We start from the raw sequence: 23952 nt of genomic DNA on the forward strand, positions 1-23952 counted from the left end.
TCAGCCGCCCTCCGGCCGCACCCGGGCGGTCTTGGTGGAGCGGATGTCGAGGGCGAGTTCGTCGGCCGCGGCGACCTGGCCGCGCAGCTTCACGGTGCCGTCGTGCTCGACCTCGACCACACCGCGCAGCAGTTTGGCGGTGGACTCGTGGCCGGAGGCGGCGGCGAGTTCCACCGCGCGACGCAGCTTCGCGGTCGCGGTAGTGACATCGCCGGTGCGGCGCGCCGCCAGACCTTCCTGCACGGCCTGGGCCAGTTCGACCTGGCCGGTGTAGTGGGCGACGCGGGTACTGATGCGGGTCGACAGCGTCGAATCGGTGGTCCAGACCGCGCGCACCAGGCCCTGGCCCAGTACCTCGTCGCCGGCCAGCACACTCAGCCGCGCGGCCAGCTTCTCCCGGCCCGGCGCGGCCGGTTCCAGTTCGATCTGCACGTGGTATTCGCGCTCCTCGGCTGCCCACGACGACAGCGGGTAGTCCCCCACCTGCGCACCCACGTCGATCCGGCGCCCGGTCAGATCCTCGAGCACCGGCGAGACCTGTTTGACCATCCGCACCCGCGCACCGGCCGGAGTCCACACCTTCAGCGTCAGTTCCGGGATCACGCGCGCGGCCGAGGAACGCATCATCGCGGCGAAATCTCGGGCCAGGTCCTTCGGATCGGCGACGATGTTCGCGTCACCGGACAGTTTCGAGGCGATCTTGCGCACCTCCTCGGCGACCCAGTCGTCGCCGACACCGCGGCAGTCGCAGACGAAAAGCCCTTCGGCACGGTCGAGTTCGGTCGCGAGCTCCTGCGGGGTCTCGTGCTCGTTCTTGCCGTCGGTGAGCAGAATCGCGTGCGCCTGCGCGCCGGGGTGCGCGGCGGCGACCTCGCGGGCCAGCGCCAGCCATGAACCCATCGCGGTGCCGCCGTCGGGCCGCAACCGATCCAGGGCTCGCCGGGCCGAGGCGCGATGTGTGCGGTCGGCGGGGGCGGACAGGGTGTTGTCGCTCGGGTAGATCATCCGGGCCGACTCGGTGCCCTCGATGATGGCGAACGCGGTGCCGTCGGGGATCTCGTCGAGCGCGGTGCGGGTGGCGTTGCGCGCGTTCTCGAATTTGCGCTTGTTACCCATCGATCCGGAGCAGTCGATGATCAGGATCTCGAGCCGCGGCGGCGGTGTCGCGACGGCGGCGAGTTCGGGCCCGGTGGTCACCGTCAGCACCGCGTCCACCACGCTCGCGCCTTCGGCGAGGAATTCGTTCTGGTCGACGGCGATCGAGATACCGGCTGTCTCAGGGGAACTCATGACACTCCTGGTTCGGGCGATACGGCAACGGGCACCGGAGCCAGGGCGACGGTGATGTTGTCACTGCCCCCGCTGTTGAGGGCGAAGTCGGCGAGCGCGCGCGCGGCGGCCTGCGGCGACGTCTCGACGGTGAAGCCGGCGAGCGCGACCGCCTCGGGCAGGTAGTTCCACAGGCCGTCGCTGCACAGCAGCAGCGTGCCCGGCTCGGTGGCGAGCATGCGTTGCAGGCAGTTCGCCGACCACGGTGCTTCGCCACCGTCGGCGCCGAGCCAGCGCAGCAGGGTGTGGGCGCGCGGGTCGTTCATCGCCGCGGTCTCGTCGAGGGCGCCCGCGTCGACGAGAGCCTGGGCCCAGGAATCGTCGACGCTGAGCCGGCGTGACGCGGTCGGATCGCCCGCCGCCAGCCAGAATGCCCTGCTGTCACCGACGTTGGCGACGGTGATGTCGGTACCCACGCTGGTCTCGCGCACGATCGCGGAGACGTAGGTGCACGACGGTGCGTACTCGGGGGTGCGTGACATGCCGCGCACCGCGGCGGTCGCCGCCGCCAGGCCCGCCATCGCGGCATCGGAGTCGGCCCTGCCCTCGGCCAGGGCGGCCAGCGCGGCATCGACACCGGTGCGGGCGGCATTGCCGGAGGCCGCCTGCGGATCCTGGGAAGTGGAGACGCCGTCGCTGACCACGATCACCCGGATGCCGTCGCCCTCGCGCACCGCGGCCGCGACCGCGTCTTCGTTGCGGGAGTGGCTGATTCCGCGGTCGGTGAGGACATACACCGCGCCGAGATCTTCCTCGAAACGGTCAGGGACAGGCTTGGGGCTGCCGCATTTGACGCAGTAGCCGCCCTCGTAGCGGCGTTCACCGCAGGTCGAGCACTGCGGCACCGCGACCGGATCATGCACGGGCAGTGCGACTTTGCGCACGCCGAGTTCGCGACCGCAACCTTCACAGAAGCGGTGTCCCGCCCGCGCCGAGCCCGCGCAGTCGGCACAGCCCGGCGCCGTCACAGGGTGGTCCTGGGGCGCACCGAGTTCGCCTGGTCCACCAGGACGAATCGGGTCCACATGTCGTCGGCCTCGCGCGCCAGTGTCCGCAAGCATCGTTCCAATCCCGTCCGCACGCCCTGCTCGGTGAATTCCACGTCCAACAGCTTGCCTGGTGTCCTCGGTTGCTGTCCCGACCGGATCCAGTTCAGTGCCGCCTCGAGGACGACCATCCGCACCTGCGCGGTGCGTTTGCGCGAGTCGAGGCGCAAGTGGTCGACCCGCTCGCCGGTCCGGCGGAGCAGGTCCTCGTCGAGGTCGGCCGGATCCCGGTACGCCAGTAGCGTTTCGACGGCGGAGAGCCGGGCCTCGGTGAACATCGAGGAGGTGCGGTCGACCTGATCGAGGACCGCCACCGCGCCCGTGCGGTCACCGCAGGCGCGGCGCAGTCGCGCGGCGCCGAAGGCGGCGGACAGATAGGTGTGGTCGGTGCGCCAGACCGTTTCGTAGAGCGCCGGCGCGCGGCCGAGCTCGAAGGCTCCGGTGTCGGGCTGCTCGCCGCGGGCGCCTGCACCGAGCTCCAGGGCGGCCGCCAGCGCGAGTTTGGGAGCGGATTCACCGGGCAGTGCCGCGTAGACGGACTCGAAATCGGCGGCCGCATCGGCATAGTCGCCGGTGAGCAGGGCAGCCTTGGCTCGATACCAGACGGGGCGCCAGTCGAATTCGAGCTCGGCGTCCAAGGCGGCCAGCCGGGTCAGCGCCGCTGCCGCGTCACCCGCTTCGAGCTCGGCGCGCACCAGTCGCAGCGGGATCTCGACCGACTCGCCCGATCCGGTCACCACCGCGCGCAGTCCGGCGGTGAGTGCCCGCTCGAGTTCGGCCGGGGTCGCGGCATCGGTGGTCGCCAGCAGGGCGGCGCCACTGTCGCCGGGGTCGACCAGCGGGGCGGGCAGGCCGGCGATGAGGGCGCCCGGTTCCGGTGTGACGCTGTCGATGCCGAAGACGGCACGGGCGGGACCGAACTGGCTCGACATGCCGGGCCGTGGGATGCCGTCGCCGGTCGCCAGCACCTCGCGCAGCACACCGGTGAGCTGGTCGGCCATTTCGCTCGTCGATGCGAAACGCGCCAGTGGGTCGGGGTCGGTGGACCGCTGCAGGAATCGGTACAGCGAATCATGTTCGGCCAGTACCGGTTCGGTCTCGGGACCGGGGATCGGGCCGAGCTTGCCGTCGACGGAGGGCACTCGCATCATCAGCACGGCCAGTGTGCGGCCCGCGGTGTAGATCTCGGTGGCCACCGTCGGCCCGGTTTCGGCGATCTCGGGTGCCTGGTAGCCGAGGGTGCCGTAGATGGGGCTGGTGCGGTCGTCCATCGCGATGACCGCACCGAGGTCGATCAGCTCGAGGCGTTCCTCGGTCTGCATCACATTGTCGGGCTTGAAATCGCAGTAGGCCCAGCCGCGAGCGTGCAGATAGCCGAGGGCGGGCAGCATTTCCAGCACATAGGCGATCGCCTGCGCGGGCGGCAGATAGCGCTGGGTCTCAGCGCGGTGGGCGCGCAGGATCTGCTTGAGCGAGGTGCCGCCGACATAGGCCATGACGATGTAGCCGACGGGTTCGCCGTCGGCGTCGGCGTGTTCGGTGAAGTTGTGGATCTTGACGATGTTGGGGTGGTCGACCTCGGCGAGGAAACGCCGTTCGGCCAGGGCCGCGGCCAGGGCGTCGGCGTCGCCGGTGTCGATGAGCCCTTTGAGGACCACCCAGCGTTTGTTGACGGCGCGGTCGGTGGCCAGATAGATCCAGCCGAGACCACCGTGGGCCAGCGCCCCCGCCACTTCGTACTGGCCGCCGACGAGATCGCCTGCCCGCAGCCGGGGCACGAAGGAGTAGCGGGTGCCACAGTGCGGGCAGAACCCGGCGGTGCGGCCGGGAACACCGGCCTGGCCGCGCCCGACAGGCTTGTCACACTTGCCGCAGAAGCGGTCGGATTCGGGCACCTGGGGGTCGGTGAGCACCGCCGTGGCCGGGTCGACGCGCGGGACCGGCGGCACTTCGACGAGCCCGGCGCCGAGCCTGCCGCGCGCGGCCGAACGCGCCGAGCCCGAACGGGTTCGGACCGAGCGGCTCGAGGTGCGCCCGCTCGCGCTGACCGTCGACGCGGACGGGCTGTGCATCGGACCCGTCACCGTGGCCGGTGCGGTACCGCAGGTGTCGCAGTAACCGTCGACGATCGTGCCGTCGCACTCGGGTTCGCCACAGGCGCCGGGAACCGGCACGGGTATCGGTGGCGGCTGCGGGTTCGCACTGCGCGGCTGCGCTGTCGTGCGCCCCGATCGGCCGTTGCCCGCGAGGCCGGCCTGCGGTACCGGTGGCGCGCTCGCGACGGGCGCGGTACCGCACAGTGCGCAGTAGCCGTCCTCGATCGTGCCGCCGCACCCCGGTTCACTACACCTCATGCTGTCCGCCCCGCTTTCTCCCCGATGATCGAACGATAGTCCGCGACGGCCCGGGTGACCGCGGCCAGATCGCACGGTGTGCGGGTGAGCAGACCGGCCGCGATCCGGTCGGCGGCGAGCACATCCCGGTCCTCGCTCACTCCGAGCCGCGAGGCCTTCGCACGGTAGGCGGTGAGTCTGCCGCGCAGTTCCGCGCGCCGATCGAGCAGACCACGCGCCAATTCCTCACGCCGTGTGGCCTTTTCGGCAGCGTCGCCTGCCCGCACGCGCAGCGCGAGCAGATGTTCCACTGTCGGCCGATCGGGCGTACCGCCGAGAGTGTCGAGTTCGGTGCGCAATCTCGTGGCCGGTTCGCCGCCATCGGGTAGCTCGCCGGTCGCGACCTTGTGCTGAGCCTGGGTGACGGTGCCGTCGGCGCGATCTTGCCGTTCGCCGAGATCGGCCAACTGTGCGCGCAGGGCGGCGACAGCGCCGGGCAGATCGGCGGCAACGGCGAGATGGTCGCTGTGGCGGGCGGATTCGGTATCGATCAGCGCCGTGAGCGAGGCGAGGGCGCCGGCGATCTCACCCGGCCCGAAACCGAGCGGATCGGTGCCCGCGCGACCCAAGAGCGTGGACAGTGGTTCGGTGGCCGCGTCCAGCGCGCCACGCGCTTGCTCGACGCGCTGTTGCAGCGGGGCGAGTGCGCCGAGCACCTGTTCATCGACCGCCGCGACCTCGTCGGCGAACGGGGCGACGAAGGCGAACGCGGCGCGCATCCGGTCCAGGCAATCGGCGATGCCGACTGTCACGACGGTCTCACTGGGACCGGTCAGGCCGCGCTGCGCCAAGGGGATCGGGATCCGCGCCACCTCGTGCGGGCGACCGCGCAGCAGCTCGGTGAGCCGCCCCCGCGACCGGTCGTCGACCCTGCCGCGACCGGCCCGCACCGCCTGCGCCTCGCCGAGGATGGCGCGCACCCGCCCCAGGTCCTCCCAGAGTTCGCCCAGTGCCTTCTCCACCGGCGCCCACCGACGCGCGGTCTCCCCCGTCGGCGGATAGCGGCGGACCAGGGCCAGGCCGGGGTGGCGGTCCAGTTCCAGCAGGGTCGTGGTCACCGTCGCCAATTCCGCTGTGCGCCCCGCCAGTTCACGATCGATCTCGAGCACGCCGAGCATCGGCCAGCTCATCCGACGTACCGGGGTACCGGCGGCCCCTGCGAGGGGCCCAGAGTCGACAGGTGCTGGGCGTAGATCCGCTGCCAGGTGCCGTCGGTACGGGCGCGGTCGAGCACGCCGTTGACGAAACGCACCAGCTCGTCGCTGCCGCGCGGCACCCCGACGGCGTAAGCGCCCGCGCCGATCGGGTCGCCGACGACCTCGAGATTGTGGTCCTGGGCAACCAGCCCCGCCAGGATCGGCTCGTCCCCGCTGATCGCGTCGACGGTGCCCTGCTGCAGCGCCACCAGGCAGTCGGTCCAATTGGTCACGCCGAGCACGGTGGGTGGGGTCGGCAGCGTGAACAGCGGCGCGGCGGCGGTGGTGCCCTTCGCTACGCAGACCCGCTTGCCCGCGAGCCCGGCGCCGTTGGTGATGCCCGCCCCGTGCGGGGCCGCGATGCGCTGCGCCGCACGGTAGTACACGCTGGAGAAGTCGACCTCACGGCGGCGTTCGCAGGTCGCCGAGAAGGTGCGCACGATCATGTCGACCTTCTTCTCCTGCAACAGCGGGATCCGGTCGGCCGCGGTGACGGAACGCAGTTCGATCTTGTCCGGGTCACCGAACAGATCGCGCGCGATCTCCCTGGCCAGGTCGATGTCGAAACCCTCGAGCTTGCCGGTCGACGGGTTGCGGAACCCGAACATGTAGGTGTTCTGATCGACGCCGACCCGCAGCCTGCCGTTGGCGATGATGGCGGCCATCGCCGACCCCGCGGGCATCGCACCCGGTCGCGGCTGGGTCGTCGGCGCCAATGTCGCTTCGGTATCGCAGGTTCCGGTGCCCTCGGCGGTCGGCGCCGAGGTGATCGCCTCGGCGCCGGGCAGCGGTGGGGCCACGGCGGTGGCGGCGATGGTCGACGGTTCGGGGGCGTCGGCACAGCCCGCGACCAGCGCGACGGCCGCGGCGAGCGCGACCAGCAGTGGACGCCTCACAAGAACTCCTTGAGTCGTGGCCAGAGTCCGGAGATCACCGCGCCGGCCGCGGCCAGCAGCAGGAGCAGGGTGCCGAAGGGGCTGAGGGTCAACGATGTTCCGGCAGCGGCGACACCGTCGCGCAGGTCGTCGCGGGCCTGGGCGAGGTCGTCGCGCAGTTCCTGGTCGAGGCGGGCGAAGCTGGTGGCCGAGCTGTCGGGGCCGGTGCCGATCGCCTGGGTGACCGCGCCGGGATAGTCGGCCTTCTCGTAGGCGGTGCGCTGGGCATTGTGCCCCGCGTTCCAATTCGTCAGCGCGCGTTCGGCATCGGAGTCGCCGCCACCGGCCGCGGTGAGGCGACCACGCAGGTCGCCGCTGTGGGTTTGGAAGGCCTTCTCCGTGGCGGTGATGTCGCCGCGGGTGATCAGGGCCAGGGTTTCGTCGGTGCGGGCCTGCTGGGCCAGGATGCGGGCCCCTGCCAGGTTCTCCACACGCGCTCCGGCGCCGGAACTTCCGTCCTCGAGCAATTGCGCGGCGGTCGAGGTGGCGCCCGCGGTCCACAGCAGCGCCACCAAAGCGGCCAGCGCCGCCATCGCCAGGCCGGTGTTCACCAGGCGGTTCGTCCGGCGCAGCAACACGATCGACCCGACCAGGCACACCGCGAGGACCAGCAGCAGGAGCACGATGCTCGTCCACGGCAGCGCGCCGATGCGCTGCTGGTCCTCCCGCACCGCGGCGAAGCGGGCCCTACTGAGTTGTTCGGCATTGGGCAGCAGCGATGTCTGCATCAGATCCGAGGCCTGGCGCAGATACGCCGAACCCACCGGGAAGCCCTGACGATTGTTGGCGCGCGCGGTCTCCACCAAGCCCGTGTAGGTCGGCAGGTCGGCGGCGATGCGGGCGACGATCGCCCTGGTCTGCGCGTCGGTGGCACCGGCGGTCGCCTCCGCCAGGGCGGCGGCGGCCTCGGCGAGCGCCTGCTCGTAGGTGTCTCGCACCTGTGGCGATTCGATGCCGCCGGACAGGAAGGCCGTCGCGGCGCCCGCGTCGGCGGCCGAGAGCGAGACATACAGACTCTGCGCGGCGAAGGCCAGCGGCTCGGTCCGATCCAGCACCTGTTCGGTGCGCACGATCTTGGCGTCGAGCTGTCGTCCCGCCGTCGATCCGGCAACCAGGCAGGCCACCGTGGTCACGACGAGGACCACCCCGATCGCACCTGGTGTCGTCGCGGCGAATCGCCGCAGCCACGTCCCCGCGTCACGGATGGTCGCCGGTAGGCGAGATCCCACACCGTCCTCCTTCATCTCCCCGGGCGGTGTCTTCGATCGCGATAGTACGGGAGCCGCTGAAAGTTCGCCCGGGTGAAGGAAATCGGCCGAAACGCGACAGCGAGGAGGCCCGCCACGCGGCCCAGCGACCCGGTGCGGACACGCAAGAATCCACTGCGGCCGATTCCTGACCGCGACAGCCCCCGAATTCGTGGCACAAGATCGTCGACAGTGACCCTCAACGGGTAGGACTACACTCTTTTCCTACGGTGACCCTCGGGTAGATCGGAGTCGACATGTCGAAGTTGATGAACTCCTTGTCCGAAGACGAGTACGTCCTGATCCGCGGCACAAAGAAAGCGCAGATGGCCGATCTCGACGAAGAGGCGCTGATCCGGCTGCATACCCGTGTGCGGCGGGCGCGCAACAAATTCGTCAAGGTGTACCGCCGATCCGGCGCGGCCAAGGTAGAAGCCAAGGGAGCGCGCGGCGCCGGAAAATCGGCGAACACCCATAACGCCGGCAAAGCGGAAGTCTTCGAAAGCGCGCTAAGCAGGGTGAGCCGCCAGCTGGCCACGGCCTCGAAGCGCAATGCCCGCAAGTTGAAGGCCGAGAGGCTCGCCCGCGCCCGCAAGGACGCGCCGTCGTTCAGCGATATCGGCGACAGTGACGGGAAGGTGCGCTCCGCGGGGAAAGCGCGCACCGACGCCACCCGCGAGTCCTCCGGTCGAAAGAAGTTCGAGGCCTCCAGCATCGCCGCGGGGGCACGGCGCCAAGCCGCGAAGGACGGGCGCTAGCTCCGAGGAGAGCTAGCGCTGCCACCGGCCATCCTCAGTAGCGCGCCTAGGCGCCGATGCTCTCCGCGCCCGGCTCCACGCTGGTGCCGGTCTTGCTGAACTGGAGCACGCCGTCCTCGATCGGGGCCTTGTGCATCAGGGTGCGGTCCCGGTAGTAGTTGTTGACCAGTTTCCAGGCACCGCGCGCGCCCTGGCGGGGCATGGCGTCGTTGCCCCGCTGGATGTAGCCCGAGGTGAGGGCGCCACCCATGAGCGACTCGTCGGCGATGTCGTCGGGGTTGGCGTGCACCTCGAAGGTCGTGTAGCCGCGGTCGCGCATGATGTTGAGCACGCGGCACAGGTACGCGGCGGCGAGGTCGGCCTTCAGGGTCCAGGAGGCGTTGGTGTAGCCGATGATCATCAGGAAGTTCGGGATGTCGGAGTACAGGACGCTCTTGTAGGCGACCGTCTCGTTGAACTTCACCGGAGCGCCGTCGATGGTGAGCGTGATGCCGCCGAGCATCTGCACGTTCAGGCCGGTGGCGGTGACGATGATATCGGCCTCGAGCTCCTGGCCCGACTCGGTCAGCACGCCCTTCTCGGTGAACTTCGCGATGCGGTCGGTGACGATATCGGCCTTACCGCTCTTGAGCACCTTGAACAGGTCACCGTTGGGCACCACGCACAGGCGCTGATCCCACGGGTTGTAGCTGGGGGTGAAGTGGCGCAGGTCGACCTTCTTGCCGAGCTGCAGGCGCACCTGCGCCAGCATGAGCTTCTTGGCCAGCTCGGGGTTGGTGCGCGAGAGCTGGAAGCTGGCGCGCTGCAGGGCGATGTTGCGGGCGCGACCGATCTTGTAGGCGACGGCGTCGGGCACGCGCGACTTCTTGAAACCGATAGCGACCGGGTCGTCCGACGGCAGCGCCTGGATCCAGGTGGGCGAGCGCTGCAGCATGGTGACGTGCGCGGCGGTGTCGGCCATCGACGGGATCAGCGTGATCGCGGTGGCGCCGGAACCGATGACGACGACCCTCTTGCCTGCGTAATCCAGGTCCTCCGGCCAGTGCTGCGGGTGCACGATCTGACCCTTGAAGTCGTCCTGACCGGGGAATTCGGGCTGGTAGCCCTTGTCGTAGTTGTAGTAGCCGCTGGCGCCGACGACGAAGTTCGCGGTCCAGGTCTCGGTCTCGCCGGTCGCCTCGATCACGGCCTGCACGGTCCACAGCGCGGTGCCACGATCGAAATCGGCGGTGACGACCTTGCGGCCGAACGTGATGTGGTCGGTGACGCCGTATTCCTTGGCGGTGTCCTCGACGTACTGCCGGATGCTGGCGCCGTCGGCGAGCACCTTGGTGCCGATCCAGGGGCGGAAGCCGAAACCGAAGGTGAGCATGTCCGAGTCCGAGCGGATGCCGGGGTACTTGAACAGGTCCCAGGTACCACCGATGTTCTCGCGGCGCTCGAGGATCGCGTAGGTGCGTCCGGTCTGCTCGCGAGTCAGGTGACAGGCCGTACCGATTCCGGAGAGGCCAGCGCCGATGATCAGTACGTCGACATGCCGCGTCATTGAGGAAACTCGTTTCGTAGGGTCGCCGGCCCGAGCACCGTCGCCCGAGCTTTTCACGAGGTTACGTGTTTCGCTTAGTTACGTCTAGTTCGGCATGCCCGCGCTGCGGCGTGTCGGGGGTTGCGCGCACGGTGATCGGAATCCGTGACGGGGGCGAGCGCACCGGTCAGCATCGAGGGATGACCGATCACCGACTGTCGTTTCACTGGTTCCTGCCCACCTACGGCGACTCACGCGGCCTGATGGCGGGCGGACACGGGAGCTTCATGTCCGGTGATCGCCCCGCGACCCTGCGCTATCTCAACCAGCTCACCGCCGCGGCCGAGGACAACGGCTTCGAGGGTGTCCTGACCCCGACCGGCGCCTGGTGCGAGGACGCGTGGCTGACCACCGCCATGCTCGTGCAGACCAGCGAGACGCTGAAGTTCCTGGTCGCGCTGCGTCCCGGTCTGACCAGCCCCACCCTGGCCGCCCAGATGGCGGCGACGTTCCAGCGGCATTCCGCCGGGCGTCTGCTGCTCAATGTCGTCACCGGTGGCGAGCAGCGCGAGCAGGAGGCCTACGGCGACTTCCTGGACAAGGCCGAGCGCTACGCGCGCACCGGCGAGTTCTTGCACATCGTGCGCGAGCTGTGGTCGTCGACCGAGCCGTTCAGCTTCACCGGCGAGCACCTGCGGGTGAAGGACGCGATCCTCAGCGCCCGTCCCGATCCGGTTCCGCCGGTGTTCTTCGGCGGTTCGTCAGGGCCTGCCGGGCCGATCGCCGCCCGCTACGCCGACACCTACCTCACCTGGGGCGAACCGGTGGACGCGGTCGCGAAGAAGCTGGACTGGATCCGCGGACTGGCCGCGATCGAGGGCCGCACCGTCGACTTCGGCCTGCGCATCCACGTGATCAGCCGCGACACCGCCGCCGAGGCGTGGACCGAGGCCGAACGGCTCCTCGACGGCATCTCACCCGGTGAGATCGAACGGGTGCAGGCGAACCTGGCCAAGAGCGACTCCGAGGGGCAGCGCCGGATGGCGCGTCTGCACAACGGGCGCACGGACGGGCTCGAGATCGCCCCGAATCTGTGGGCGGGCGTCGGCCTCGTGCGCGGTGGCGCGGGCACGGCGCTGGTCGGGTCGCACGCCGAAGTGGCCGATCGACTGCTCGAGTACGCCGCCATCGGGATCGACCACTTCATCCTGTCCGGGTATCCGCATCTGGAGGAGGCGTACTGGTTCGGCGAGGGCGTGCTGCCGATCCTGGAGCGCAAGGGCGTGTGGACCCATCCCTCACGGCCGGTGTCGGTGCCCACCGTCGCGCCGTTCACCGCGGCCGCCAGTAGCTGACGACTTCGGGCGCGCCCCCGGTTCAGGGTCGCGCCCCGGGGTTCGAAACCCTGGAACGGCAGTCACTGCACCATTGCCCTTACTGCCGTTTACCGGGTGGCACGCTGTCCCAACATCTTTCGATGGGCGTGTGACCTGCGGGTTATCCGGTTACCCAGCGGTAGGACTCAAATGCCATGACGCACACCGTGCTTGGCTGCACCGCACTCCCCCAACCGATTTCGGCATCGAGTGCAGCCGGGGTTCCACGTGAATCAGTGCGGTTCGGGACAGGTCCGGGCAGCGATCCACAGGGCTGGTGGCCCTCGGCGATAGGCTCGACAACGTGACTCTCACCGTCGGCTTCGACCTGGACATGACTCTCATCGATTCACGTCCGGGCGTCGCCCTGGCGATCGACACCCTCGCGCGCGAGTTCGATCTCCCGATGGACGGTTCACACTTCGCCGAGCACCTCGGCCCGCCACTGGCCACGCTGCTCGGCGACGCGGGCGCGCCCGACGATCTGATCCCCCACCTGGTCACCCGGTACCGCGAGCTGTACCCGGACGTCCTCGGCCACATCGGCGCCCTCCCCGGCGCGGACGACGCGCTGGCCGCCGTGCAGGCCGGCGGTGGGCGGACGTTGGTCGTCACCGGCAAATTCGAGCCGCACGCGCGCCTGCACGTCGACCATCTCGGCTGGCGGGTCGATCGCCTCGCCGGTGACCTGTGGGCGACCGGAAAGGCCGACGTGTTGCGCGAGGAGTCGGCCCACGTCTTCGTCGGCGACCACGCGGGCGACATGCGCGGCGCCAAGGCGGCGGGCGTGGTGGCCGTCGGCGTCACGACCGGACCCTACGACGCCGACGGATTGTGGACCGCGGGCGCCGATGTGGTCCTGGACGATCTCACCCGGTTCGGCGAATGGCTGTCCGAGCACGCATCCGGGCGATAGTCCTCGAAACAGCTTGTGACGCACACCAGTTCCGGAACCCATCCGCGGCCCGGCGCGTTCACCGGTCATGCCGACCGACCCCTACTGGAACCACAACACGCACTACCACCCCTGGGTACTCGATCAGGTGCCCGACACTGCCCGCACGGCATTGGACATCGGCTGCGGTGACGGGTTACTCGCCCGCAAATTAGCGACCCGCTGTGACGCGGTGCTCGGCGTGGACATCGATGACCGGGTCATCGCCAACGCGCCCGCCGCCCCCAACGTCCACCTCGAACACGCCGACTTCCGCGACCTCGACCAAACCTTCGACGTGGTCACCGCCGTCGCCACCTTGCACCATGTCCCGGTACGTGAGGGCGTCACCGCCCTGCGCCATCTCGTCGCCCCCGGCGGCACCCTCGCGGTGGTCGGCCTCTGGAAGATGCACCCGGTCAGCGACTTCCACTACCTCCCCCTCCTCCCCGCGATCTGGGGCCTGGATCGGTGGCGGCGCCGGTCGCACGGCGGCCCCGATGTGGCGCTGGCCGACCCACGCGAAACCCTCGCCGAAATCCGTTCCGCCGCCGCCGAACACCTGCCCGGTGCCGAGATCCACCGCCGCCTGATGTGGCGCTACACGCTGCGCTGGCAGCGCCCGCGCTGAGTTGTCACCGCGGGTACGCGGCGACCAGTCCGCCGTCGACGATGATGTCCTGACCGTTGATGTAGGACGCCTCGGCAGAGCCGAGAAAGGCGACGAGGGCGGCGATCTCGTCGGTGTTGCCGAATCGTCCGCTCACGACGCGGGACGCGGCCATGGTGGCGAACTCCTCGGTCATCGCCCCGGCGGACATGGGGGTATCGATATAGCCGGGGCTGATGGAGTTGACCCGGATGCCGCGGGGGCCGAGTTCGGTGGCGAGGGTGCGGGCGAGATTGTGGACCGCGGCCTTGGTGGCGGCGTAGAGGGACAGGGCGCTGTCGGCGCGGTGCAGGGTCCACGACGCGTTGAGGACCACGGCCGCGCCGGGGGTGAGCAGCGGCAACGTCTTCTGGACGGTGAAGAACACGCCCTTGAGGTTGACGTCGACGGTGTGGTCGAAGTCGGCCTCGGTGATGTCGGAGAACGCGGCGAAGGCGCCGGTGCCCGCGTTGGCGAAGACCAGATCGAGGCGGCCGAATCGCGCGGTGACGGCGGCGACCATCGTGTCGATGGCGTTCAGGTCGGCGGTGTCGGCGGCGAGACCGGTGTCGCGCGGGCCGAGCTGCGCGGCGGCGGCCCGGACGCGTTCGCCGGTGCGGCCGGTGATGACGACGTGGGCGCCTTCGTCGGTCAACCGCTGTGCGGTGGCCAGGCCCATTCCGCTGGTGCCGCCGGTGACGAGCGCGATCTTGTCGGTGTAACGGTTCATGAGATTCCTTCGGTGAGGTGGTCGGCGACAGTGGGCAGCCAGGCCGGCCGGTTGTTCCCGACGAGGTGGTCGCCGCCGGGGATGCGCAGGTAGTGGGCACGGGGTGCGGTGCGCGCCAGCAGTGCACCGTCGGTGACCCCGGGGATGGCGTCGTCCGCGCCGTCGACGACCAGCAGTGGGCAGCGCAGGGCCGGGGCGAGGGGTGTCAGATCGACTGTGGAGGCGAAGGCTTCGGCGGCCTCGCGGGACCCTGCTCGGCGGGTGATGAGGTCACCGACGGGGTCGGGCAGTGCCGGCCAGTCGAGTCGGAACGGTCCACTCACCGTGGCGGCCACGGTGATTCGCGGGTCGAGTGCCGCGGCGGCTGCCGCGTAGTACCCGCCGAGGCTGAGCCCGACGATGCCCACCTCCGCGACACCGAGCGCGTCGATCACCCCGCCGATCACGACGGGATAGTCGGTGGTCACGTTCGAGGTCGCGGCGAGCACGCCCTGCCCGGGTCCGTCCATGGCGAACACGGCCGCGCCTCGACGGACGAGCGCGTCGGCGAGCACATGGAACTCGTCCTTGCTCGAGTCCAGTCCCGGCACCACGATCACAGTGCGTGCCGCGTCAGCGGGGCCGCGCAGGATGCCGGTGAAATCGCGACCGGTGATCCGCCGCGAATCCGGTTCCAGGAGCGAGAAGCCCGCTTCGGCGGCGGAGTCGGCCGCCGCCGCGTGCACGTGGTGATCGCTGTCGGGGATGAGCGTGGCCAAGTGCGCCCATCGTGCCGCCATCAGGAGATTCTCGCCTCGGGTGACCGACGACGGCGGCGCTGTTGGATATCGCGCGGCCGCCGACCCACGGTCCGCCCGGTCAGGCCCGGGGTGCGGTTGCGTAACCCCCCGGTGCTGCTCGGCCGCGACCCGGAACCGCAGGGCCGCGGCCGCGCACGCGGGCGCCCAGTCGGCGGGTGTCGCGACCGCGGCACAGGCCCGGCGATAGGCGTGTGGGTCGATTCCCGCGCCCGTGGCGCGACTGAACATCGACTCGACCAGTTCGGCGTTCACCGCGCCGCACCCGTGGTCAGGACGGCCTTGCCTCGAATGCGCCGATCCCGCAGATCTACCAGCACTTCAGCGGTCTCGGACCAGTCGGCGACCCGGCCGATCTCCGGATGCAGCCTGTTCTCGGCGACGAGCCGCACGAGCGTGGCGAGGTCGCGATCGTAGGGCGCGCCCGCGTAGTGGAAGTGCCGGAGCGTCGCGTTCTCCGGGCCGGTGAAGAAGTCGAAGAAATCGAGCGTCGCCGGTGTTCGGCTCGCCTGCCCGAACCAGACCGCCGTGCCACCGGGAACGAGCTTTGCCAGGCACAGTGCCAGTGCGGGGCCGCCGGTCGACTCGAGGACGAGGTCGAAGGGCCCGGAGGCCGCGTCGAGGTCGTGCACCACCTGGGTGGCGCCCAGGGCCGAGAGCCGCTGTCCGCGTTCGGGCGACGCCGTGACGGCGGTGACCGAGGCGCCGGCTGCCGCCGCGAGTTCGGTCACGTAGTGCCCGACGCCGCCCGATGCCCCGGTGAGCAGGATCCGAGTCCCCGCTACCGGCCCCGCCACCCGCATCAATCGCAGGGCGGTGATGCCGGCCAGCGGAAGGGCGGCCGCACGGACCGCGTCCACCCCGTCGGGCAGGGGAACCAGTGCGTCCGTCGGCACCGCCGCGTATTCCGCCCAGCCACCCAGCGGCGGATGACCGACGACCCGGGTCCCGACCGATGGGCCGGATCCGTCGGCCGCGGCCTGCACGACCAGTCCGGCGATGTCTTTGCCCGGCAACAGATCCGGGCGCGGATCCGCCAACAGGAAGGTCTCGCCACGGTTGGGCGCGAAAGCCTCGACGCGGACGAGTGCCTCGTCGGCGCGGGGCACGGGTTCGGCCGCTTCGGTCATGGTGACCGGCCGCTTCGGGTCGCCGGTCGGAATCAAACGTCGCATGCCGTGATGTAACCGCCGCACCGTCGGCCCGGGCCAACAACTGGGCCGCGATGGTGACAACGCACGGTTGTCGCCGCTGCGTGTCATACCTGGACGCCGACCGCCGACGGTTTCGCCGCAGTCGGTGGAACTCCGTGTCAGGGCGGCCGACAGGAGCGCTATGGTGCGAACGTGGACCTGGACCTGGCAACCGTGCGCGCGTTCGTGCGCACGGCGCACGAACGGCATTTCGGCCGTGCCGCCGCGAACCTCGGGATCACTCAGCAGGCGCTGTCCAAGCGAGTGGCCCGACTGGAATCCAGCCTCGGTGTCCGCCTACTCGACCGCGACCAGCACGGGGTACGACTCACCGAGGCCGGCGCGCGGTTTCTGCCGGGCGCCGAGGAGACCCTGCGCGCCGGTGATCGGGCGGTGGCCGCCCTCGTCGGCGCGCACGGTCCCCTGCACATCGACGTGTGGGGACACCTGTTCGCTCCGCTGCGCACGGTCGCCCAGGTCGCGACCGCACCGGGAGCACCGCCACTACGACCGGGCCACGGACGCGACCTGCCCACCGTCGCCGCGGCCGTCGTCCACGGTGAGATCGACGCCGGATTCGGCCGGGTCCACCCGCCCTTACCGGACGGGTTGACCCATCGTCTCGTCCGCCTCGAGCCGGTCGATGTGGTCGTGAGCACCGATCATCGGCTCGCCGGGGCCACCTCACTGCGCCCCGACCAGCTGCGCGACAGCGTCCTGCACGCACCGGCCGATCTCGGCCGCCTGGACTTTCTTGCCCGTTTCGCCGAACGTTTCGGTATCAGCGAGCACCTCACCACGCCGAATCTCGGTCTCGCACCGATGCTTTCGACCCTGGCCGCCGATCCGCGTGGCTTCGCCCTCCTGCCCGCCGACGTCGAGTTCCCCGAGGCGCCAGGGGTCACCGCGATACCGCTGGTGGACCCGACTCCCCTCTACGCCTGGTCGTTGATCTGGCGTACCGGCGCCGAACCGCCACTGCTCGAAGCGCTGGTGACCGCCCTGGTCCGGACGGCAGGCGAGAATCGGTGGCTGGAGTACGACCCGGCCCGCGACTGGTTACCGACGCAGGAACCCACCCTCGCCTGATCACGGGCACAGCGACTCTGTCGGTCCGTATTGTCCGAATCGATGCGGGAGGTCCGCTCACCCGGTGATACAGTCCGGCAGGATTTTTCGATGGGGAGGGTCAGTCATCAACGCAGCACGGACAGTTGGGTGGCGCACCGGGTTCGGGGGGTCGGCTCGATGAATCGCACCAGGTGGATCATCGCGAGCCTGGTGGCGGTGGTCGCGGTCGTCGTGGCGGTGGTCGTCGTCGTGGTGGTCACCCGCGACGAGGATCCGCGTGAATTCGTCGCGGAGAAGTACCGGCGAGCACAGCAACTCGATCAGGCGAACAACGGCCTGGCGTTCCTCGCCACCGCCGCACCGGCCGCGGTGGCCGCCACGATCGCGAAAGCCACCGACCCGCGCGGCCTGCGCAACACCGGCGACAACCACTACCTACGCTTCGACCACGACCTCCTCGCGGTGTCACCGCATGCCGGTGGCTCCCTGATCCTCGTCGACAGCTACGCCAACGGCACGCGCCGCCATCACGCCCACACCAGCGGTTACGGCTGGACCAGCGGCTCCGCGGCGGGCGACTACCGCGGCGGCGGCAGCGACAACGGCGGCAAGTAGTTCATTCGGGCATCTCGCCCGCACAGCACAGGAGGACACTCATGCTCGCCGACCTGGCGGCGGACGCGGGCGCAGCGCTCGCCTATTCCGCGGTGGGAATCGTGTTGATGGCCGTCGGTTTCGGCGTCGTCGACCTGCTCACCCCGGGCGACCTGCGCGCCCAGATCTGGATCGAACGCAACCGCAATGCCGCGATCCTGCTCGCCTCGAACCTGTTCGGGGTCGGGATCATCGTGGCCGTGGCCATCTGGACCTCGGAAGGCAAGATCGCCGAGGCGCTGCTGTCCAGCGCGATTTACGGGGTGATCGGGCTGGCCGCGATGGCGGTGGCGTTCGTGCTGCTCGACGCGCTCACCCCCGGCGACTTCCGGGCCGTCGTCGCCGACGCCGAACCGCATCCGGCGGTGTGGGTCACGGCGTCGGCGCATGTCGCGGTGGCGCTGGTGGTGGCCGCGGGCCTGACCTGATGCCCCGGCACCGCCTGGCCAGGGCGGCACTGCTGGCGACCGTGTTCGTCTGCGCGGCATGCGGTTTGGTGTACGAGCTGTCGCTGGTCACCCTGGGCAGCTATCTGATCGGTGACACCGCCGCGCAGGCGTCGATCACGTTGAGCGTGATGGTCTGCTCGATGGGTGTCGGCGCGCTGCTGGCGAAACCGCTCCGGTCGCGTGCCGCCGCGGCTTTCGTGGCCGTGGAACTGGCATTGGCCGTCGTCGGCGGGCTGTCCGTGGCTGCCCTGTACGCCAGTTACGCGTGGCTCAATCTCTATACCGGCACGCTGGTGCTGGCGGCGGCGGTGATCGGGATGCTCGTCGGTGCGGAGATCCCGTTGCTGATGGAGTTGCTCCAGGACATCCGCGAGCAGGAGGCCAGCAGCGCGGTCGCCGACCTGTTCGCGGCCGACTACGTGGGCGCGCTGCTGGGTGGCCTGGCGTTTCCGTTCCTGCTGCTGCCGGTGTTCGGGCAGATCCGCGGCAGCCTGGTGGTCGGGGTCGTGAACGCGATCGCCGGACTCGCGTTGGCGTTCTTCTTCTTTCGCGACAAGATGACGCGCGGCGCTCGCCACGCCCTGATCGCCGCGACCGTCGTGGTGGCCTGCGGGCTGACCGGTAGTTACCTCTACGCCGACCGTTTCGAGGCGACCGCGCAGCAGGCGCTGTTCGCCCACCCGATCGTGTGGCAGACGCGCACGCCCTATCAGCAGATCGTGCTCACCGAATCGTTCTCCCCGTTCGCCACCACCGATACCCGGCTCTATCTCAACGGCGGACTCCAGTTCTCCTCGGTCGACGAATACCGCTATCACGAGGCGCTGGTGCACCCGGTGCTGGCGGGCCCGCACCGTTCGGTGCTGGTGCTGGGCGGCGGCGACGGCCTCGCGCTGCGCGAGATCCTGCGCTATCGCGACGTCGCCGAGGTGACCCTGGTCGAACTCGATCCGGCGATGATCGAGCTGGCCCGCACCGACGACCGGCTCACCGATCTCAACCGCCGCGCGTTCGACGATCGACGGGTCACCGTGGTCGAGGCCGACGCCTTCACCTGGTTACGCAGTGCCCCAGGGCTTTTCGACGCGGTGATCGTCGATCTGCCGGACCCCGACCAGACCTCGGTGGCCAAGCTGTACTCGCAGGAGTTCTACGCGATGACCGCCAACGTGCTGGCCCCCGGCGCCCGCATGGTCGTCCAATCGGGCTCGCCCTTCTTCGCCCCGCGCTCCTTCTGGACCATCGACGCCACCGTGCGCTCGGCGGGTCTGCACACCACCCCGTATCACGTGGACGTCCCGAGCTTCGGCGACTGGGGCTTCGTGCTGGCGTCGGCGGGCGCGGCGCCGACGCCGTCCCTGCGCAGCCCCGGGCCCCTGCGTTCCCTGGACGAGACCACCCTCACCGCGGCAACCGTCTTCCCACCGGACCGCCGAGCGGTCGACCCCGAGGTCTCGACATTGATGCGTCCGGTGATCCTGGATCTGCAACGCCAAGAATGGCGTTGACGTCAGACCTGACCCGAACAGGCCAGGTGCGTACCGACGACGACGAGCCCGAGGACGGCGACCACCGCCGACAACGCCGGGGCAGGTTCTCGCATTAACCGGGACGCGCCGCGCCGCACAGCGACACCTGCCCGCTCCAGCCGGCTCCCAAGGGCCGGACGCCCGGTGGGCTCGCCGTCCGCGCGCCCGCGGAACTTGCGGCGGACGACGCCGAGCAGTGTGAGGACGAGCGCGGTGATCAACATCGTCTTTCCTTCCCGCTCAACGGGTTCCGACAACAGCACGCGATGAGTTCGCGGGCCGTCCGGGAGCGGTGACGATGCCGAACGCGATCAGGCTGTCGGCGGTGTCGCGCACGGTGTCCTCGATCGGGCGCATGGTCCAGCCCAGTTCGCGGCGGGCCTTGTCGGCGCTGACGTGTTCGGTGCGGCCCAGCACCGGCACGGTCAGGCGCACACCTTTGTCGAAGACGGCGACCACGCGGATCACCCAGTTCGGCAGGACCCGGGTGGGGACACGGAAGCCCTCGGCGGCGTAGTCGCGGGCCAGCATACCGGCCAGCTCCCCCATCCAGAGCGGATCGGCCGCGCAGATGTACCGATTGCCCGCGGCCTCGGGAACTTCCATCGCCAGCCGGTGCGCCACGGCGAGGTCGCGCACGTCGACGGGGGTCCAGCCGGTTTTCACCGAACCGGGGACGTCGCGGGCCAGCAGTCGGCGGACCGGCTCGTGGGAGGTACTGGTCCTGGCTTCGAGCAGCGGGCCCAGGATCATGCCGGGATTGACCACCACCAGTTCCAGATCCGAGGCGGCGGGCAGGGATTCGACGAAGTCCCAGGCCGCGCGCTCGGCGAGGGTCTTGCTCTTCTGATACGCGGGGATGCGCTCGACCACCGACCAGTCGTCCTCGGTTCGTACCTCGTCGGTGTCGTGGCCGTAGGCGACGGCGGCGACCGAGGAGGTCAGCACGACGCGGCGGACACCGGCGGCCGCTGCGGCGCGCAACACGCGCAGGGTGCCCTGCACCGCGGGCTCGATGAGGTCCTGCTCGTCCTCCGGCGGTGCCGCGGGGAACGGCGAGGCAACGTGCAGCACGGTGTCGCAGCCGGTGACCGCCGCGGCCCAGCCCGCGTCGTCGTCGAGGGAGGCGGCGACGAATTCCAGCTCGCCCCCGGTGCGGCGGGCGAGTTCGGTCAGGTGGGCGCGGGTGGCGTGCGCGGCGAGGTCGCGCACGGTGGCGCGGACGGCATAGCCGTGGTCGAGGAGTTCGGCGATGCAGTGGCCGGCGACGAAACCTGTCGCGCCGGTGACGAGTACCCGGGTGGTCATGGTGGTCATCCATTCCGTCGATTCGGTGGAGCACGCATCTAAGCGATGCTCAATTAATCTAAACACTGCATAGATTTCCTGTCCAGTGCCAATTCCGGCGGAGGTCTCGCATACGCTCGGAGGGTGAAGCGCACCAGTTACCACCACGGCGATCTGCGCGCCACGCTGATGGACGCCTGCCTGCGCCTGATCGAGAGCGAGGGCCTGGCCGCGGTGAGCCTGCGCCGGGTCGCCAGGGAGGCCGGGGTCAGCAGCGGCGCGCCCTATCACCATTTCGCCGACCGCGCCGCGCTGCTCTCCGCCCTGTCGATCGACGGCTTCCAGCAGTTGGCGGCCTATCTGACCGCCGCCAGGGCCACGACCACCGACCCGCTGGCTGCCCTCACCGAACTCGGCGATGCCTACGTGCGGTTCTCCCGCGAACACCCGGCCCAGTTCCGGCTCATGTTCCGGCCCGAACTGTCCCAGCCGGAAAAGCACCCCGACGCCCACGCCGCCGGCGACGCCGCCTTCGACGTCCTGGTCCGGACGGTCGCCGACTGTGTCGCCGTCGGGGCGCTGCCCGCCGATCGCGCCGAGACCCTGGCCGTCGCCTGGTGGGGACTGGCACACGGGCTGGCATCGCTGTGGCTCGACGGACATCTCGAAAAGCGCAGTGAACAGATGGGCACGCACGCCCCCGAACTCGTCGACACGATCATGCGCACCTTCACCGCGCTGATCGCGCCGGGATCGGCGACCGCCTGACGCGCCGCCCAAATTCCGGCGACCCGGCACGTGCACTCACCTAGAGTGAGTAACACCGTCTTTGTCCGTGCGTACCCGCTTCGAGCAGGAGGCCCGATGTCCGGCACCGCGAAACTCGATCCCGTGGTCGAAGCGTTCGTCGACGCGCTCAACGCGCAGGACACCGACCAGTTCTACGGTGTGCTCACCGAGGACGCGACGATGTCCGATGACGGTGTCGAACGCAATCTCGCCCAGTGGACCGAGGCCGAGATCTTCAGCAGCAACGGACATCTGGTCGTGGACACGGTCGACTCCGACGACGGCCTCGCCCTCACCGCCGACTACACCAACAGCCGGTGGGGTTCGATGCGCACCACCTGGCAGTTCGTCCTGCGCGACGGGCTGATCAGCCGATTCGAAACAGGACAGGCGTGACCGACGATCTTCTTCTCACCCCGCGTTACGGCACAGCCACACTCGCCGATCTCCTCCCGTCGGTACTGAGCTGCCTCGGTGTCCCCGGCGACACCGACCGACTCGGCCTCGATCTCGATGTCGACCGTGTCTGCGTATTACTCGTGGACGGACTCGGCGCACAAGCCCTGGCGGCCGAATCCGCTGCGGCGCCGTTCCTGACGAGCCTGCCCGAGGCGAGCATCGACGCCGGGTTCCCGAGCACCACGGCGACGAGTCTGACCACCCTCGGCACCGGCCTGCCCGCCGGCGAGCACGGCATCGTCGGCTACTGCATGCGCCTGCCCGGCGAGGAACGCCTGTTCAACTCGCTCAGGTGGCAACTCATGGGCGACGGACCGAAGGCCGACGCACGCGCCACGCTCCCACCAGACCGGATCCAGCCGCATCGCACCGTCTTCGAGCGCGCCACCGCGGCGGGCATCGCGGCGGTACAGGTCGCACCGAGCTACCAGGACGGTTCCGGCCTGACCTCGGCCGGCTGGCGCGGCGGCGAATTCCGCACCGCCTACTCGGTCGGCGATCTCGTCGACGGAGTTCTCAACGCCCTCACCTCGGCACCGAAAACCCTGGTCTACACCTATCATTCGGAACTCGACACCACCGGCCACGCTCGCGGGCCGGCCAGCCGCGCATGGCGGTTCGAACTCGCCAATGTCGACCGGATCGCCGCCGAGATCGCCGCGCGCCTGCCCGCTCGCTCGGCGCTGATCGTCACCGCCGATCACGGCATGATCGAACTGCGCGAGCGCGTCGACTTCGACACCCACCCGCACCTGCCGGACGATGTCGCGGCACTCGGCGGTGAACCACGCGCCCGCCACGTCTACACCGACAACCCCGCCGCGGTCGCCGACACCTGGCGCGGCGTTCTCGGGAGCGGATTCCTGGTGCGCACCCGAGACGAGGCGATCGAGGCAGGCTGGTTCGGCCCGGTCGTCACCCGCGACGCCGCCGCGCGCATCGGCGATCTCGTCGTGATCGCGAGCGGCGACGGCGGTGTCGTACGGTCGGGCGCCGAACCGCTGCAATCGATGATGATCGGCCACCACGGCTCGCTCACCGCCGCCGAGCTGCGGGTTCCCCTGCGAATCCACCGCGCCTGAGCACCACCGCATAAGCTGGCGTCGACGCGCAACCGCGCGCAGCGAACCATTCCAGGAGGAATCATGCACGCCAACACCCGAACCGGCGCCGTCGCGGTGGGCGTCGCGGTGCTGGCGGCACTGGCCACCGGATGCACCGAGGTCGAGCGAGTGCTCAACCAGGGCGGTGACACGAGCTGTCGCGACTACGTCAACCAGGACGCGAACACCAAGCGGATCACCATTACCAAGGCGATCAAGCAGCAGACCGGCAACGACAACGAACCGGCGGGCACCGTGGTCGACTCGATGATCGTGCAGGTCGATCTGCTGTGCGCGACTCAGCGCAATGTCGACACCCCGATCAAGAACGCCGATATCGCCGGGATCTTCCTGAACAAGTAGTCACCGGCGTCAAGGCAACGCGACAGCCCGGCGACCGGTGACCGGTCGTCCTCGGCACAAACGTTCCCACGGCGGTGGCACAGCTGATAGACAGTAAGCGCCACACCCGTTCTCGTCGCTGGAACGGTGCGTCACCGACG

At 69.8% G+C, this 23952-nt stretch carries 24 protein-coding genes; 12 read left to right on the top strand and 12 right to left on the bottom strand.

Annotated elements, in window-relative coordinates; translation table 11 throughout:
* Genes ACWFRF_RS06025 through ACWFRF_RS06050 form a run of 6 tightly spaced genes read right to left on the bottom strand, consistent with a single transcriptional unit; the run spans position 1 to position 8128 of the window.
* Positions 1 to 1290 carry a VWA domain-containing protein gene (locus tag ACWFRF_RS06025; RefSeq protein ID WP_378987764.1) on the bottom strand — a complete coding sequence of 430 codons (1290 nt, stop codon included), beginning with the start codon at positions 1288 to 1290 and terminating at the stop codon, positions 1 to 3.
* Positions 1287 to 2297, bottom strand: a complete 1011-nt coding sequence (locus ACWFRF_RS06030) for a PP2C family protein-serine/threonine phosphatase (protein ID WP_378987767.1) — start codon at positions 2295 to 2297, stop codon at positions 1287 to 1289. Before ACWFRF_RS06030 ends, ACWFRF_RS06025 begins: the two co-directional genes overlap by 4 nt.
* Complete coding sequence (locus ACWFRF_RS06035; protein ID WP_452449089.1) at positions 2294 to 4729, bottom strand: tetratricopeptide repeat protein; 2436 nt, start codon at positions 4727 to 4729, stop codon at positions 2294 to 2296. Before ACWFRF_RS06035 ends, ACWFRF_RS06030 begins: the two co-directional genes overlap by 4 nt.
* Positions 4726 to 5898 carry a hypothetical protein gene (locus ACWFRF_RS06040; protein WP_379314035.1) on the bottom strand — a complete coding sequence of 391 codons (1173 nt, stop codon included), beginning with the start codon at positions 5896 to 5898 and terminating at the stop codon, positions 4726 to 4728. Before ACWFRF_RS06040 ends, ACWFRF_RS06035 begins: the two co-directional genes overlap by 4 nt.
* Positions 5895 to 6860 (bottom strand): glutamate ABC transporter substrate-binding protein, encoded by a 966-nt coding sequence (locus ACWFRF_RS06045; RefSeq protein WP_378987779.1) that lies wholly within the window; start codon positions 6858 to 6860, stop codon positions 5895 to 5897. The genes ACWFRF_RS06040 and ACWFRF_RS06045 overlap by 4 nt, the downstream gene beginning before the upstream one ends.
* Entirely contained in the window at positions 6857 to 8128 is a 1272-nt protein-coding gene (locus ACWFRF_RS06050) for a hypothetical protein (RefSeq protein ID WP_452449090.1), read from the bottom strand. The genes ACWFRF_RS06045 and ACWFRF_RS06050 overlap by 4 nt, the downstream gene beginning before the upstream one ends.
* 275 nt (positions 8129 to 8403) lie before the next feature.
* Between ACWFRF_RS06050 and ACWFRF_RS06055 the strand changes: the two genes are divergently transcribed.
* Positions 8404 to 8904 (top strand): hypothetical protein, encoded by a 501-nt coding sequence (locus ACWFRF_RS06055; protein WP_379314038.1) that lies wholly within the window; start codon positions 8404 to 8406, stop codon positions 8902 to 8904.
* Positions 8905 to 8950: 46 nt separating this feature from the next.
* On the opposite strand, the gene ACWFRF_RS06060 is transcribed toward ACWFRF_RS06055, so the two are convergent.
* Positions 8951 to 10450 (bottom strand): flavin-containing monooxygenase, encoded by a 1500-nt coding sequence (locus ACWFRF_RS06060; RefSeq protein ID WP_452449091.1) that lies wholly within the window; start codon positions 10448 to 10450, stop codon positions 8951 to 8953.
* A gap of 179 nt (positions 10451 to 10629) precedes the next feature.
* Here ACWFRF_RS06060 and ACWFRF_RS06065 point away from each other — a divergent pair, with 179 nt between their 5' ends.
* The 3 genes from ACWFRF_RS06065 to ACWFRF_RS06075 all read left to right on the top strand — a co-directional run bounded on the left by ACWFRF_RS06065 (position 10630) and on the right by ACWFRF_RS06075 (position 13370).
* Positions 10630 to 11784, top strand: a complete 1155-nt coding sequence (locus tag ACWFRF_RS06065; protein ID WP_378987791.1) for an LLM class flavin-dependent oxidoreductase — start codon at positions 10630 to 10632, stop codon at positions 11782 to 11784.
* Between the two features lie 325 nt (positions 11785 to 12109).
* Positions 12110 to 12721: an HAD family hydrolase gene (locus ACWFRF_RS06070; protein ID WP_452449092.1), complete on the top strand. Its 612-nt coding sequence runs from the start codon at positions 12110 to 12112 to the stop codon at positions 12719 to 12721.
* A gap of 67 nt (positions 12722 to 12788) precedes the next feature.
* The gene (locus tag ACWFRF_RS06075; protein WP_387443458.1) at positions 12789 to 13370 is read left to right on the top strand and encodes a class I SAM-dependent methyltransferase; all 582 of its coding nucleotides are present in this window, start codon (positions 12789 to 12791) and stop codon (positions 13368 to 13370) included.
* A 4-nt stretch (positions 13371 to 13374) separates the two neighbouring features.
* On the opposite strand, the gene ACWFRF_RS06080 is transcribed toward ACWFRF_RS06075, so the two are convergent.
* The 3 genes from ACWFRF_RS06080 to ACWFRF_RS06090 are packed head-to-tail and all read right to left on the bottom strand — an operon-like array spanning position 13375 to position 16090.
* The gene (locus tag ACWFRF_RS06080) at positions 13375 to 14118 is read right to left on the bottom strand and encodes an SDR family NAD(P)-dependent oxidoreductase (protein ID WP_452449093.1); all 744 of its coding nucleotides are present in this window, start codon (positions 14116 to 14118) and stop codon (positions 13375 to 13377) included.
* Positions 14115 to 15170: an alpha/beta hydrolase family protein gene (locus ACWFRF_RS06085; protein ID WP_452449094.1), complete on the bottom strand. Its 1056-nt coding sequence runs from the start codon at positions 15168 to 15170 to the stop codon at positions 14115 to 14117. Before ACWFRF_RS06085 ends, ACWFRF_RS06080 begins: the two co-directional genes overlap by 4 nt.
* Positions 15167 to 16090 carry a zinc-binding dehydrogenase gene (locus ACWFRF_RS06090; RefSeq protein WP_449965289.1) on the bottom strand — a complete coding sequence of 308 codons (924 nt, stop codon included), beginning with the start codon at positions 16088 to 16090 and terminating at the stop codon, positions 15167 to 15169. Before ACWFRF_RS06090 ends, ACWFRF_RS06085 begins: the two co-directional genes overlap by 4 nt.
* Positions 16091 to 16261: 171 nt before the next feature.
* Here ACWFRF_RS06090 and ACWFRF_RS06095 point away from each other — a divergent pair, with 171 nt between their 5' ends.
* The 4 genes from ACWFRF_RS06095 to ACWFRF_RS06110 all read left to right on the top strand — a co-directional run bounded on the left by ACWFRF_RS06095 (position 16262) and on the right by ACWFRF_RS06110 (position 19790).
* A complete protein-coding gene (locus ACWFRF_RS06095; protein ID WP_379313503.1) occupies positions 16262 to 17197 on the top strand; it encodes a LysR family transcriptional regulator in 936 nt (311 codons plus the stop codon).
* Between the two features lie 159 nt (positions 17198 to 17356).
* Complete coding sequence (locus ACWFRF_RS06100; RefSeq protein WP_449965295.1) at positions 17357 to 17794, top strand: DUF4247 domain-containing protein; 438 nt, start codon at positions 17357 to 17359, stop codon at positions 17792 to 17794.
* A gap of 41 nt (positions 17795 to 17835) precedes the next feature.
* Positions 17836 to 18261, top strand: coding sequence for a DUF350 domain-containing protein (locus ACWFRF_RS06105; RefSeq protein WP_378914280.1), 426 nt, complete (start codon positions 17836 to 17838; stop codon positions 18259 to 18261).
* Positions 18261 to 19790 (top strand): polyamine aminopropyltransferase, encoded by a 1530-nt coding sequence (locus ACWFRF_RS06110; RefSeq protein WP_452449095.1) that lies wholly within the window; start codon positions 18261 to 18263, stop codon positions 19788 to 19790. Before ACWFRF_RS06105 ends, ACWFRF_RS06110 begins: the two co-directional genes overlap by 1 nt.
* A 2-nt stretch (positions 19791 to 19792) precedes the next feature.
* Here ACWFRF_RS06110 and ACWFRF_RS06115 read toward each other — a convergent pair whose 3' ends face one another.
* The gene (locus tag ACWFRF_RS06115; RefSeq protein WP_452449096.1) at positions 19793 to 20035 is read right to left on the bottom strand and encodes a hypothetical protein; all 243 of its coding nucleotides are present in this window, start codon (positions 20033 to 20035) and stop codon (positions 19793 to 19795) included.
* Between the two features lie 16 nt (positions 20036 to 20051).
* On the bottom strand, positions 20052 to 21128 hold the full coding sequence (locus ACWFRF_RS06120) for an NAD-dependent epimerase/dehydratase family protein (protein WP_452449097.1): 1077 nt from the start codon (positions 21126 to 21128) through the stop codon (positions 20052 to 20054).
* Between the two features lie 114 nt (positions 21129 to 21242).
* Between ACWFRF_RS06120 and ACWFRF_RS06125 the strand changes: the two genes are divergently transcribed.
* From ACWFRF_RS06125 to ACWFRF_RS06140, 4 genes are all read left to right on the top strand, one after another.
* Positions 21243 to 21866, top strand: coding sequence for a TetR/AcrR family transcriptional regulator (locus ACWFRF_RS06125; protein ID WP_378987823.1), 624 nt, complete (start codon positions 21243 to 21245; stop codon positions 21864 to 21866).
* 96 nt (positions 21867 to 21962) lie between these two features.
* On the top strand, positions 21963 to 22283 hold the full coding sequence (locus tag ACWFRF_RS06130) for a nuclear transport factor 2 family protein (protein ID WP_301900910.1): 321 nt from the start codon (positions 21963 to 21965) through the stop codon (positions 22281 to 22283).
* Positions 22280 to 23428, top strand: coding sequence for an alkaline phosphatase family protein (locus tag ACWFRF_RS06135; RefSeq protein ID WP_452449098.1), 1149 nt, complete (start codon positions 22280 to 22282; stop codon positions 23426 to 23428). Before ACWFRF_RS06130 ends, ACWFRF_RS06135 begins: the two co-directional genes overlap by 4 nt.
* Before the next feature lie 63 nt (positions 23429 to 23491).
* Entirely contained in the window at positions 23492 to 23812 is a 321-nt protein-coding gene (locus ACWFRF_RS06140) for a hypothetical protein (RefSeq protein ID WP_378987829.1), read from the top strand.
* The last annotated feature ends 140 nt before the right edge of the window (positions 23813 to 23952 follow it).

It is taken from the genome of Nocardia sp. NPDC055165 (assembly GCF_053606985.1).